At 56.6% G+C, this 13305-nt stretch carries 12 protein-coding genes and 1 pseudogene; 3 read left to right on the top strand and 10 right to left on the bottom strand.

Translation table 11 applies throughout. The features are described from left to right. Positions 1–3: 3 nt before the first annotated feature. The 3 genes from ACK4FF_RS13210 to ACK4FF_RS13200 all read right to left on the bottom strand — a co-directional run bounded on the left by ACK4FF_RS13210 (position 4) and on the right by ACK4FF_RS13200 (position 3801). Positions 4–1344 (bottom strand): Atrophin-1 multi-domain protein, encoded by a 1341-nt coding sequence (locus ACK4FF_RS13210; RefSeq protein WP_409710145.1) that lies wholly within the window; start codon positions 1342–1344, stop codon positions 4–6. A 173-nt stretch (positions 1345–1517) separates the two neighbouring features. Further along, on the bottom strand, positions 1518–2876 hold the full coding sequence (locus tag ACK4FF_RS13205) for an Atrophin-1 multi-domain protein (protein ID WP_409710142.1): 1359 nt from the start codon (positions 2874–2876) through the stop codon (positions 1518–1520). Positions 2877–3270: 394 nt separating this feature from the next. After that, positions 3271–3801 (bottom strand): hypothetical protein, encoded by a 531-nt coding sequence (locus ACK4FF_RS13200; protein ID WP_409710139.1) that lies wholly within the window; start codon positions 3799–3801, stop codon positions 3271–3273. A 259-nt stretch (positions 3802–4060) separates the two neighbouring features. On the opposite strand from ACK4FF_RS13200, the gene ACK4FF_RS13195 reads away from it, so the two are divergent. Further along, positions 4061–5038, top strand: a complete 978-nt coding sequence (locus tag ACK4FF_RS13195) for a glycosyltransferase family 52 (protein WP_409710136.1) — start codon at positions 4061–4063, stop codon at positions 5036–5038. A gap of 96 nt (positions 5039–5134) precedes the next feature. Further along, entirely contained in the window at positions 5135–5815 is a 681-nt protein-coding gene (locus ACK4FF_RS13190; RefSeq protein WP_409710133.1) for an OmpW/AlkL family protein, read from the top strand. Between the two features lie 38 nt (positions 5816–5853). Here the strand turns inward: ACK4FF_RS13190 and ACK4FF_RS13185 are convergent, their stop codons facing one another. The 5 genes and pseudogenes from ACK4FF_RS13185 to ACK4FF_RS13165 form a co-directional block, all read right to left on the bottom strand. Continuing rightward, the gene (locus tag ACK4FF_RS13185; protein ID WP_409710130.1) at positions 5854–6444 is read right to left on the bottom strand and encodes a TetR/AcrR family transcriptional regulator; all 591 of its coding nucleotides are present in this window, start codon (positions 6442–6444) and stop codon (positions 5854–5856) included. A gap of 9 nt (positions 6445–6453) precedes the next feature. Continuing rightward, positions 6454–7050 (bottom strand): annotated as a pseudogene (locus tag ACK4FF_RS13180) (oxygenase MpaB family protein); the annotation flags it as partial. 15 nt (positions 7051–7065) lie between these two features. After that, the gene (locus ACK4FF_RS13175) at positions 7066–7680 is read right to left on the bottom strand and encodes a hypothetical protein (protein ID WP_409710127.1); all 615 of its coding nucleotides are present in this window, start codon (positions 7678–7680) and stop codon (positions 7066–7068) included. A gap of 98 nt (positions 7681–7778) precedes the next feature. Continuing rightward, positions 7779–9884: a molybdopterin oxidoreductase family protein gene (locus ACK4FF_RS13170; protein ID WP_409710124.1), complete on the bottom strand. Its 2106-nt coding sequence runs from the start codon at positions 9882–9884 to the stop codon at positions 7779–7781. A gap of 99 nt (positions 9885–9983) precedes the next feature. Next, positions 9984–10247 carry a YkgJ family cysteine cluster protein gene (locus ACK4FF_RS13165; RefSeq protein WP_409710122.1) on the bottom strand — a complete coding sequence of 88 codons (264 nt, stop codon included), beginning with the start codon at positions 10245–10247 and terminating at the stop codon, positions 9984–9986. Positions 10248–10376: 129 nt separating this feature from the next. Between ACK4FF_RS13165 and ACK4FF_RS13160 the strand changes: the two genes are divergently transcribed. Continuing rightward, complete coding sequence (locus ACK4FF_RS13160; protein WP_409710119.1) at positions 10377–11288, top strand: recombination-associated protein RdgC; 912 nt, start codon at positions 10377–10379, stop codon at positions 11286–11288. Between the two features lie 9 nt (positions 11289–11297). Here the strand turns inward: ACK4FF_RS13160 and ACK4FF_RS13155 are convergent, their stop codons facing one another. Both ACK4FF_RS13155 and ACK4FF_RS13150 read right to left on the bottom strand, forming a co-directional pair. Then, the gene (locus tag ACK4FF_RS13155; protein ID WP_409710116.1) at positions 11298–11792 is read right to left on the bottom strand and encodes a DUF4282 domain-containing protein; all 495 of its coding nucleotides are present in this window, start codon (positions 11790–11792) and stop codon (positions 11298–11300) included. A gap of 32 nt (positions 11793–11824) precedes the next feature. Continuing rightward, entirely contained in the window at positions 11825–13102 is a 1278-nt protein-coding gene (locus tag ACK4FF_RS13150; protein WP_409710113.1) for a hypothetical protein, read from the bottom strand. Positions 13103–13305 lie beyond the last annotated feature (203 nt).

Raw genomic sequence — 13305 nt, 5'->3', positions numbered from 1 at the left:
GAATCAGCGGGACAATGTCGCAGAATTGTTATTCAAGAGGGGCGGAGTGAGTGACTCGTCCAACGCGGTTAAGGTGGCACGCACCGCCCCTTCACTGGCGAAGCTTTGTACCGAATCGCCAGGTTTGACCCTGACAAAAAGCTGCACGCGGCCCTTGCCTTCAGGCCATCGATAATCGAACTGCTCACCCGAGACCATCCAAGGCGTGTCTGTATTGTCCTTCCCCGTTGGGCCCGCCTGCACACGCAACCTGAATTGCAGGCCTGGCGACGCCTGAACTTTGACACGATAAACCCCGCCGGGCTTGACTGAGCCCCATTTTACAGAGTTGATACCACGGCCATTTCGCTGGATATACACCGCATCTGCAGAACCTGGCTTGACCCAGACAGACTGACTGTGTGTGTCATACCGTACATCGCCCTCACCTTGAGTCAACTGCCAAGGTCCACGCATGGACAGCAGATTCAGTGTTTCTGCCGTGTCCATGGCTTTGCCCTGTCCATCAAGCCAACCGGATACCGCCACCACAGGCCTCAACGCGCGTTGCACCAAACGCAACTCCTTGGCCACTTGGTTGTTCCACTTAGGCCCGTGAAGATTGAAACCTGCCCCATTCTCAACATAGATGTAGAACGGAGTACCCACATTGCGGTCGACGACGTAGGCTCCGCGGCGCTTGAGCGTGTTGACTACCTTGCGCAGCCCTGGGGTTGTAATTTGCTGAACATCAAAATCCGCTGGCAACATGAGGAGGCTGCCCTCGGGAATCTGACCGGTATTTTTCCGCCACTCCCGGTCTGCAGATGTGGCTGGGTAAACATAATCGGTTTCGGAGGACAGGCCGTTGTAGGTCAAAGACATCGACAAGGCATGATCGTATTCATCCTGACCATCATTCACCTCATGTTTACGGATCAGCCCCGCCAAAGGTGGAACGGCAGTGGCCCTTGCTCCCTGGTAATAGTGGGCTGGGTCGCCCCAACCGCGGCCTTTGATCGAAGACCACGCGTACATGCCAGCGACCCATCGCCCTTCTGCATCTTTGCGCAACTGGAAAAAGGAATGCACGATACCGTCAATAGGGTCCACGATGTCGGCATGTCCGTCGGAGCCACTGGCTGGGACCGTGCCTGCAGGCCAACGGGGTATGGTGATGCAGGGCAAATGCTGTTCGCCATCCAACTCCCACAGCCCGGGCTTGCCCGGCAGGCCGAAGACTTCTTGGGGTTTATCGGTTTTGGATGCAAGGAAAACGCTGGAGGAATAAGGCCCTTCTCCAATCAAGGGATAGTAATCGGAGTCAGGAATGGTGGCCTGCCCAAGCACAGGGTTCAAGGGCATGGCATTCCAATAGGAATTGACTGCAAATGGCTTTTGCCATGTGCCGAACCGGTCTGACACTGCCCTGTTGCCTGATTGATGAGGGGCTTCCGCTGCAAAGAGATTGGCTGCCCCCCATGAGGAGGCACCCGCGGTTGCCACCAGCCCAAGCAGCAACCACTGAAACCTGGCCTTCACTGCACCACCTCGGTGAAGGTTGCACGTATTTCTGTTCTGTTGCCAATCCCACTGATCACACCTAGAATTGGCACCCCCTCGACATTGGGCCAGATCAACCGAAATGATTCCCCGTGACGAATCGGTCGGGTATTGAATTGTTCCACGCCGTTGCTCCAATAGCGAAGGTAGGCACGCCCGCCTTGAGGGGACTCCACCTTGAATTCATACAGGCGACCAGGCACAGGTTTGGCCCACGTCACTCCAGAAAAACTTCGACTTGATAAATTCTCGGCAGTTTCATTTTTCTGCGTAGGACCAAACACCAGTCGCTGAGTTTTGGAATCATAGTTAGGCTTGACGGTACTGCCTTTCAGGGGGCTCCACGGACCACGCATGGACATCAAGTTCAATGGCGGCAATTTGATCGAACTGACTTCGAAACCATCCACCCAATCGCGGGCCTGAGCCACTGGGCGAAGCGCCTCGCGGATACGAAGCAAATCCGTAGCGACTGAATTGTTCCATTTGCCTTCGTGCAGGTCATAGGCCACGCCATTTTCTACGTACACGTAGAACGGCGTCCCATAGTTTCGATCAACCACGTACGCACCGTAGGTTTTCAGCGTGTTCGCCACCTTGCGCAAAGGTTGACTGGTGATGGTTGAGGTGTTGAAGTCGGGTGGCAACATCAGTAAAGCCCCCATCGGAATACGCCCTTCATTCGCCTTGTAGGCAGTATCGCCCGAAGTGGCTGGATAGACGTATTGCACCTCCGGTGACATTGCATTGAAGGTGAGCGACAGCGCCAGCGCATGGTAGTACTGAGGCGCACCGTCATTGATCTCATGTTTGCGGATAACCCCAGCGATGGAGGGCACCGCAGCAGCACGAGCCCCCTGAAAATAGTGGGCACCGTTGCCCCACCCTCGACCATCGAGCCGCGTCCATGCGTATTGGGTGGCGGTCCACCGACCATCGATTTTCCGCAGTTGAAAGAATGAATGAATCAGACCAGCGGAGGGGTCGACAATGTCAGCGTGTCCATCCGAACCTGCTGCCGGGATAGTGGCCACTGGCCATTTTGCAATGTCCACATAGGGCAAATGCGCTTCGGCGTCAGGATCCCACACCCCGGGTCGGCCAACGGGTGGGTAGACCCGTTGGGCCTTGTCGGTGGGCAATGCGAGAAAAGCGGTGGTCGAAAAGCTGCCATTACCCACCCGAGGAAAGTACTGCGCTGGGGGGATGATGACATCGGCCCACTTCACTTGGCGTGGTCGACTGTTCCACAAGGAGTTGGGAGAAAAAGGACGCTCGTGAGTACCAAAGGACGCCATGGGCTGGGGCGGCGGCAATGGGGTTGGCAAGTTCACCCAAGGCGTTTCAAGTGTTGCATCGCTGCAAAAACCACTGGGTATACTCAGCTCGCAGGCTGGCTCGAGCGCTAAGGCCTGAGACCCAGTGACAACACCATACAACCACACAACACACTGAGTGAGCCTTCTTCGATGGCTGTTGCAAGCCCATTGAATACGACGCATAGGAACCACCAGACTAAATAAACAGAGAGAACGCTGGTCGGGCTTTTCTTAAACCCGCTTCAGACATTTTTGAGTCTATCGAGCTGTGGGAAGCGTCAAAGTGAAATTAGCTCAGGTATTCCGAAGGTGCTTGTGAATATCACCATTACCACACCTACGGAATATACCGGCTCAGTTGAATGATTTGAACGTGGTCAGTAAAACCTGACCAGTTCACGACCCGAGATTAGGCCAATGCGGGGACCGCCAGAGCTTCGGCGCGGGCCTTGCGACGACGAACCACTGCGGCTACTGCGGCCAGGCCTGCACTCAACATCAGCAACTCGCCAGCCTCAGGTACAGAGGACACAGTCAACGCACCGTTGTAAAAACCGGTAGTGGACCCAGGGCGCAGAGAGGAGGTGATGGATAAGGTGTACAAGCCCGCCAGATTACTGCCCAAGGGCACACTGAGGTTGACCCCAGTAAACAGGCTGCCACTGCTCAGGGGGGAACTGCTCATGGGCGCGCCTGAATACAAGGCATAGGACGCGTTCAGGTTGCTGTTGAACAATACAGACAGCAACGCGCCGCCAGTACCAGTCACTTGAAAGCTGTAGTTGTCAGTACGAGGTGCAGGCACCGGCGCGCCGGGTGCTTGGGCGTGGCTACCAAACAATGGGATATCGACCACTGCCGCTTGGGACGGCGTAGTAAAAGCCCCCAAGGCGACCGCGCTGGTGCACAGCAGGGTTTTGAATGATTTGAACAGGTTCATGTTGACTCCGATGGATAAAAAAACGCTCAGGTGCTGATGCACATGTCATGGCAAGAAATTTACAGATTGACCGCGCGGTGGAGAATAAGGCGAGTCCGTTCTGCTCAAGAACCATCACCCTAGATCACCCAAGGGGTTGAGCACTGGAAGACGCACACGCAAGGCTCTCGAAGACATTTGAGCTTGAACCTGCGATATTGTCAGGATGAATTATTCATTTGATATGGTGAGCGCCCCACCCAAACGGGCTTGCATCTGCATGACGCCCCTGCATGTTCTGATCGTTGAACGCATTGCCCAAACGTTGGGCGTGCAGTTTGATGAGGGCTTTTACTTGAGCGCATTGCCTGACGCACGTCAACAGCGGTACTTGGCCAGAATGAAAGGGTTTTGCACGAACGCCAAAACCATTCAGCAAGCAAGGCCAAGCTTGGGAACCGGTTTCAAAAAGTACGTCCAGTTGTGGCAGTACCGGCGACAGGTGGTCAATGAAGCACAGGCTTTGGGGCAATTTGATGAAGTGTTCTCCGCCTGTGGGATCGACGATTTTTTATGGGCCACTCTCACGGGATTGAATCCCAAGCGGGTGTACACCTACGACGATGGGCTTTTGAACATTCAGGGCGATTCCATACATTGGAACAAAAGCAATTCTTGGTTGAGACGTGCCTTTCTGAAAGCCTGCGGAGTACATTTCAATTCAGACAATCTACCCACACTGTCGGTACAACACTTCACGATTTACCCCGGCAAAAACTGGTTCGAACGCACGCTGTACATCCCACTGCTGGGCACTTCCAAAGACGGTCATGTGGAGGTACATTCAGCGCCAACCAGCGACCACTGCGTTGATGCCATCACGCTTTTTGTCGGCCCGGCACCGGAGCAAATGCGAACTCAGCATTCAGTGGTCAGGGCATTTCTGGACGAACATCCCGGGTGTGGCTTTATCCCCCATCCCAGAGACAAGCTCAGCAACTTTCCGGGCTGCGAAAGGATCAATACAGAGTTAATCGTTGAAGAGTATGTGATGGACCTGCTGGCCTCTCATCCGCAGCGGCATGTCCAATTGGTCGGCACCGAATCGTCATCGCTGGTCAACCTGGCCAAGGTAGGGGGTGTTACGGCCACCACGGTGCTACCGGGCACCCCTGAAAACCTGGCGACCATTGAGCTGATGGTGAACAACGGGGTTGTTTGGGCACCGATTCAGACAGAGAACACGGCAGTGACCTGATACAGACAATGAGTTGATCCAGATCAAGGTGATGGCCCAAGCAATTGTGAAAACTATGAACAGATAGTTTTTACACACCAACCTTGGAGCATCACCATGAAGAAAGCCGCGACATCGGCCATTGGCCGCCTCACCCTCAGGCCTGCTCAACACGCAGTCATCTGCCTGGCAACCGGGCTGTTTGCATTGAACAGCGCCCAAGCCGCTCAGGAAGAACCGTGGATGGTCAGGGTACGCGCCGTTCACATGGACATGGCCAACAGGTCTGACCCCATACCGGCACTGGGTGTAACTGACCCGAACACGGTGAATGTCAGCAACAAAACCATTCCTGAAGTGGACATCAGTTATTTCTTCACGCCGAACTGGGCGGCCGAACTGGTTCTGACTTACCCGCAACAGCACGATGTCACGCTGGTGACGGGTGGCACCAGCACATCGCTGGGTAACTTCAAACACCTGCCCCCAACGCTGAGCCTGCAGTACCATTTCCGGCCTGGCGAAACCTTTCAGCCCTACGCCGGGCTGGGCGTGAATTACACCCACATCTCGGGTGTGCGGCTGGCAGCGGGTGCGCAACCCTTGGAGTTGGAAAACCACAGCGTGGGTTTGGCGATGGGGGTGGGTGCGGACTATCGGCTAACCGACACGATGTATTTGAACGTGGATGTGAAAAAAATTCAGATACGCAGCGACATTTTGGCCAATGGAACTGCGGTGTCCAAAGCCAAGCTGGACCCTTTGCTGATCGGCGTGGGCTTGGGCTGGCGCTTCTGATTCCAGAACGGCTCGCTTGAGGTAGTGGTGGCGCTCAGCTAAGACTCCAGATAAGCCACCACCATCTGTACCAGCTCCTGGGCGAGGTCGTCTTCATTGAGAAAAGGGCTGGGTTCGCTGATGGCCCTAATCATCGTGAACACCACGGAATTGGCGACGATGAAGCCACGCACTTGAAGCCTCTGGGGCTGGCGGTGCGTGGGGTTTTTGAGCAGGTAGAGGCGCATGAAATCCATCAGCACGTCTTGAAGCAAGCGAACCACATTCTGGGTGGGTAGGCGATGCCAATTGCGAACCATCTCCAAGCCCAGCCCGTCGTCTGCCCGCAGAAACGCGAAACCAAAACGCACCGCCAGCTCAACCACTTCGCGCAGGTCGGTGGTTTTTCCAAGCACTTGGGTGTTCAAGCCGTGCACGAGTTGAGACATGACTTTGTCCATCAACGCCTGAACCAAATCTTCTCTGGACTCGAAATACTGGTACAGCGACCCCACGCTGACGCCCGCCTCATCGGCGACCTGGTGGGTGGTAAACCCATCAAGGCCATGCAAGGTCATACAGTGGGCTGTGGCCTGCACCAAGCGGTCGACCATGTCCCTTGAACGTTGCTGACGCGGTTGTTTACGCACCGGGTAGCCTCACTGACCAGCATTCACAGGGTGCATGGCCTGTTTCACCTCAGCGGGATTGCGATGCAACTCAGCCACAGCCTGCACTTGCTGGGCACGGCCATACAAGGCTTGCCGATGTCGGGCACTCGCCCATGCGCTGTGCAGGTAGTAACGAACCAAACGCGGCAGTAACTGCAAGGGCTTAAGGCACGGGCCAAAGGGCGACTTCAGGCCGAGTTGCCTGAATTTTCCTGAGCCAAAAAGCAACCACGAGGTGCTGCTCAGGTGCATCCAGTAGTACCAGCGTTGACGAAGTGTTGGCAATGAACTGAAGCGCCGCAGCAGGGGTTCTGTGGCCAGCGCGCCGGCCAATTGGCGGGTGGTTTCATCGGGGGGCGTTTGGGTGAACATGAAGTGCCTCAACTGAACCACAGCCTGCAACTCAGTGTCCACCAGCCATCGTTCTTGAACACCCATGTGCCACGCGATGCACTTCCACAGGTGCATGACTGCACGGGAATCCGACGGGCTGACCCAAACCCCAAAACGCCGCAAGCCCAGCAGCATGACCAAACTAAAACCGAAATAGGTCGCCGCCATGTCCACCTGGTTCACGGGCAGGCCATAGCGTTGGCCATTTCACTGGGGGTGCTGTTGCACCTGTTCACGCACCATGGCGTGAATCCATCGAACTTGCAATGAAGCAAGAAAGCCGGGGGCAAAGGGCCGATTGGACTGTGTGTCAGTCACTTTCAGCCACCAGTCGGATGTGTTGGCCAAGCGAGAAGCCGCGCCTTTGTCCAAGTCGCCAGTCAGGATGAGGGTTTGGTTAAATGCCGACAGAAGGTACCCTGCCATCAATGAGAGGTCGCGCAGTACATCGGTGGCCATTCGCCCCTGCCGATGGATGAACTGAACGGCTTGTTCGCACAGCGCCTCGTCAACGGCGAATGGCGGGTGGGCCGCGCTGTGCAAAAGTGCTTGAAGCTCTGGAATGTCCGTCTGTGTATTGCGGCCCTGGGTGATCCCATTCAATTGCTGCCAGTAATACCGAACCTCGCCACGCTGCCTTGCCGCAGCCACAAAGGCGTCCATCAATTCATCACCCTGCGTAAGCCCTGTGCGCAGGCTGTGATACTCCTGCTCGGTCGGTGCCAGTGGGCGCTTGAGCACACGTTGAACCACCCAAGAGGTCGGCCGCTGAGTGTGTTCAAAAGGTCGCAAACGCTCGGGTTGGGCAGCGGGGGTGGGCATCGAGTCTCCTTGACTGTTTGAAGGCGATTGAATTCAGCATAAAGCGAATATTTAGTCGCATTCAAGTCGCATTTCAACAACAAGGCCCACCCGGTGGGTCAGCGACTCAAACTGACAGGTACGCCATTGAGGGCTGCGTTGCCCGACAATTCATCCAGCCATTGCTCATCGGTCAAATCATTACAACTGGCCCCAGGGTGAGCCTGCGCAACCCGCAAACGATTGCCCTCCCGCGCGTGGCCCCAACCGTGGGGCACACTGACCACGCCGGGCCGTATGGCTTCGGACACCTCAACCGGTAAGCTGATTTCACCAACCCGGCTTGTGATGCGAACTGAGTCATGATCCGCCAAGCCCAAGCGGCTCGCATCTTGCGGGTTGATCAAGGCGGTGCAACGGTCACGCCCCTTCACCAAGCGCTCCGAATTGTGCATCCATGAGTTGTTGCTTCGAACATGGCGGCGGCCAATCAAAAGGAAGTCCGCTTGTGGTGGAGCGGGTTGGGTCAACTGCGTTAAAAATTGCCTGGCAGCTTGCATCACCGGCTCGGGCGCGGCCTGGATCTTTTTGTCTTGAGTGAACAAGCGGGATGGAAACGAGGGTTTCAATGCACCCAGATCGATCCCGTGCGGGTTTTGCTGCAACACGGCCAAGCTGAGTTTGTGAGGGCTGGCCATACCGTACGGGCCCATCTGCAGGCCCATGTCGAGGATCATCTGGGGGGGCATGGATGGACGAACAGGTTTGCCGGACAACTCGGCAAAACAGGCGGCCAGCTTGTCCATCAACTCCCAATCATCCAAAACACCTTCGGGCTTGGGCAATGTAGCTGGGCTGTATTTCGCCTGATTCCGTACGCCGAAGATGTTGAAAATCAAGTCGTAATGGTCATGCTCCAAGGGGCCTGACGTGGGCAAAATCAAATTCGCATGCCGCGTGGTTTCGTTGATGTACAGGTCAATGGCCACCATGAAGTCCAGCCCTGCCAAGGCGCGGTCCAATTGGGCACCGTTGGGCGTGGACAAAACCGGGTTTCCAGCGATGGTCACCATGGCACGAATCTGTCCTTCACCGGGGGTCAGCATTTCCTCGGCCATCAGTGAGCAGGGGAATTCACCCAAGGCCTCAGGGCGGTTGCTGACTCGGCTGTGCCAACGTGCATAGCTGCCCGGTTTGCTGTTGGGGGCTGCAATCAGGTCCACAGCAGGCTGCGTCACCAACGCGCCACCCGCGGCATCCGTGTTGCCGGTGATCAGGTTCAGAACCTGAATGGCCCATTGAGCCAGGCTGCCATGCCTCTGGGTGCATGCACCCATTCGCCCATAAGCCACCGCCCTGGGGGCTAAAGCAAACTGGCGTGCAATGCGTGCAATGGTGTCAGCCGGGATGCCGCACTGGACTTGGGCCATGGCTGGAGTGACCTGCGTGATGACCTTCAGCGCCTCTTCGAGCCCGTGAACATGTTCAGTCAAGTGCGAGGACCGCATCAAGCCCTCTGACACGATGGTGTGAATCATCGCAAACAGAAAGGCTGCATCACCGCCGGGCAGGATGGCATGGTGGACATCGGCCACCTCGGCGGTCTCGGTGCGCCGTGGATCAATGACCACCAATTGCCCGCCACGGGCCTGCAGGGCTTTGATTCGATGGGCCACATCAGGCACGGTCATCAGGCTGCCGTTGCTGGCCAGCGGGTTGGCGCCCAACATCAGGAAGTAGTCGGTGTGGTCAATGTCGGGAATGGGAATGAGCAGTTGATGTCCGTACATCCAGTACGCCATCAATTGTGCGGGCAGTTGGTCGACCGAGGTGGCGGAGAAGCGATTGCGTGTTTTGAGTAAACCGAGGAAGTTGGCGCCGTGGGTCATCAGGCCCCAGTTGTGAACATTCGGGTTGCCTTGATACACCCCCACCGCATTGGCACCGTGCCGCTCCTGCACGGCCAACAAACCCTTGCAGGCTTCGCTGATGGCCTCATCCCATTCAATTTTAACCCACTTCCCCTGACGCTTGATGACGGGTTTGCGAAGCCGGTCGGGGTCTTCCTGGAGGTCTTTCAAAGCCACCGCTTTGGGGCAAATGTGGCCTCGGCTGAATGGGTCTTGTTCATCGCCTTTGATGGACATGACTTGGCCGTCACTGACTTCGATTTTTACGCCACAAATGGCCTCGCACAAATGGCAGGCCCGGTAATGGGTGGTCATTGCTGTCTCCTCGGTCTGGAATTTTGAGCGCTTGGTGCGCCTCTGCCTTCAGTGTCACACAAACCGAGTCCACTGGTGGCCAACCAGCGACATTTGGATTCAGGCACCGCTGGGGCGTGTTGATTCCTCGAGTTGGGTCAGCCAGAACATGGCGTGTTCCCGGCCTGTGCCGCACATGTCCTCAGCGGGTTGCAAGCCCCCACAAAAAGCTGGCCTTTGGGGCTGGCCAAACAGCTTGCACCGCAGTTGCTCATCCAATTGCACACAAGGCACACCCGCTGGTTTGCCTTGGGGCATGCCGGGTATCGGGCTGTTGATGGAGGGTGCAATACAACACGCTCCGCAATGGGGGCGACAGTCCATGAGAGAAGGGGTCCAAGGATTCAAGAGACAGGCTTGCCCTTGTAACACATTCGCAGACCATGCGCACCTGGCCATCGATTTGGTTTAGACTCCACTTCCCCAAGCAAACGGCCATCGCCCTGATACACCATGTGGTTCAAAAACCTGTTCATCTATCGGCTTAACAACTGGACTGACACCGCAGAAACGCTGGATGACAAACTGGCCAAGGATGCGCTGGCCCCCTGTGGTGGTGGCGACCTGATGACCCGTGGCTGGGTGCCCCCAAAAGCCGATGGCCTGCCCTTGGTGCACAGCTGCGGTAAACACCTGTTGATCAGCTTGGGCATGGAAAAACGCCTGTTGCCCGCCAGCGTCATCAAGCAATTCACAGCGGCCCGGGTTGCCGACATTGAAGAACGGGAAGGCTATAAACCGGGGCGCAAGCAGGTGAAGGAAATCAAGGAAGCGGTGACCACGGAATTGATTCCCCGGGCCTTTGTCATTCGCAGCCGCACCAGCGCATGGCTGGACCCAGTGGGTGGCTGGCTGTTCATTGACGCAGGCAGCGCCACCAAAGCCGAGGACCTGATGGGCCAGTTACTCAAGAGTGTGGCCGGTTTGAGCGTAACGCCTTTGCGGACCACCGTGTCGCCCAGCACTGCAATGACCAACTGGCTGGTGGACGGCGACAGCCCACGGCAGTTTAGCGTGGACCAGGATTGTGAGCTGCGTGGCCGGGGTGAACAAGCCGCCACGGTGCGTTATGTGAAACACGCGCTGGACAGCGATGAAATTGTGCGACACATCAAGGGTGGCAAGGTTGTGACTCGCTTGGCCATGACCTGGGCTGACCGAGTGTCATTCACGCTGCACGAAAACCTGCAGATCAAGAAAATTGCGCCGCTGGATGTGCTGAAAGAAACTGCTGACAACGACCCGGACAGCGACGCCTTTGACACGGATGTCGCCTTGATGACTGGCGAACTGCCCAAACTCCTCGACGCCTTGGTTCAGGCCCTGGAAGGTGAAATGGTCACCCCCGCTCAAAAAGTGGCCTGAGCAGCCAACTCAACTTCGGCGGCGCTTGATCAGCCCACCGATGGTGGACACCGGTTTGAGAAAACCGATGGTGTGGGTGACGTCATCCACCATGGTTTGAATGTCGGTGATCTTCACCTCAAATGAATCCACGTGGGCGCTAATGCCGTCCACCTTGGAATTCAGGTTGTCCACCTGTTCAGGAATCCTGTCCATGCGGTGCAGGGTTTCCATGATGCGGTAAGCCATCACCAGAAACTCCAGCGTGGCACGCACCACGGCAAAGGCGATGGCCATGGCCAAGGGCGTAAGCGCCAGCACCACAAACCCGGCGTGGGTGGAGTACCAAAACGCGGCGGCGTTGATGACCGCAAACGCCCCCAACACCCCAAGCAACAACAGGGCATAAAACAGGGGCAGAAGCTGCATGGACAGGTATTGCTTGAAACGAAAGTCAACCAAGCCGCGCCCGAAATGCCGCAGCCCATTAACGAAACCGCCCTGCGGGCTGGCCACTTGATTCATTCGATGTCTCCAGTCTTTTTATTGTTGGGCAATCACATGGACAGCCGACAGACTTGGTCCATGGACACCCAGTATAAGTCCCTGTTCCAACCTGGGCAGGGAAAAACAACCCCTTGCATCATGCCCGGCGTTTTCACACGGGCCAATTCTTCACCGGTTTCCAGATTCAGTGCAACCACCCGTTCCGAAAAACGCCGGTAATCATTGACCCACACCACACCACTGCCCTGCATCAGCACCATGTGACTGGCGCATCCAAAAGGCGACTTTTCCCACAACAATTCCCACGACGCACCACCATCAAGCACGCGCCATGCTTTCAGCACGGCATTGGCAGAGTCGTAAGCCAACAGGACGCGCCTTTGCGGGCAAAACAACGGCGGGTTGGTGACACTGCCCCCAGAAAGGCCGGACACCTCTAAGCTCTGCACATCAGCGGCATTACTCAAACTGACCCGAATGACGCGGTTGGCTGTTTTGCTGACCCCGGCATTGAGCATCCACATCTGGTAGCGGTGGTGGCCATTGTCCATCAACCAAGCGGACTGCCCATCCAAGACCATGTCCCAGCCATGGGTATTCATCGCATTACCCATGTAGTCGGGCTGCCAACCCTCATCCCGTTCAAGCCCCTGCCCGCTCGTGGTGACTGTGTAACGGTAAAGATGGCGCATACCTGCCACATACACGGTGTTGCCCAAGGCACTCAAGCGGGCAATCGAAGGCTCCTTGCATGGGATGGGTTGGCAAACCGGGTTCAAGGTCAGAGGGTCCAGCACCTGAAGAACAGCAGGATGGCTGCGGGACAGGTTTTTCGTGACGATCCAGCCATTCTCCAAAATCACGAAGGAATTGTGAGGCTCATTCACCAGCAATTCACGGTGGGCGATGACTTGGCAGTCCCGGTCAAGCAAGTGGGCATGCCGACCATACACCACAGGAACAAGGCCATTGGCGTGGACTGCCAACCCACCCGGCCACATGGGCCCGCCAGCCAGCTTGGGCGATCGGGCGATGGGCTTGAGGGTCAGCGGGTCAATTCGCTCGACCGACGCGTGTGTGGGCAAGCCCAACTTGGCACGCAGGGCCGAATGGGTCAACAGGTAGACATCCCCCGGTGCACCCAACACCACCATGGTCGACAACTGCGTGCGCCTGTGTGTCAACGTGGGCTGTTGGCCTTCAGGCCAATCGAAACCCCGATAGGCCTGCAACCTGTCCGGGCCGGCATCCTCGCAGGGCCATGGGCTGTTGAAATAGCCAGGGTAACGGCTGTGTGGATTGGCATTCAGGGTGGGTGGCAGGTCCATGCGCATGGCCTTCGTTATATTATTTACACACTGTTAATATACACAAAACCTGGCCCCCACATGCCCACCAGAAGCCAACGGCTCGGGCGACACCAAATGTCAACAATCGTGTTATTAGGCCACTCTAACTGTGGTGTGAATACGGCAAGTTAACCCATCGCCAGGATTGGCAGGTAGAATGCCCCGTGATTTTTGGCTGTAAC

The sequence above is a fragment of the Limnobacter sp. genome, from assembly GCF_046297615.1.
In the GTDB taxonomy this organism is placed as follows: Bacteria; Pseudomonadota; Gammaproteobacteria; order Burkholderiales; family Burkholderiaceae_B; genus Limnobacter.
This window is presented reverse-complemented; position numbering and strand designations above follow the sequence as displayed.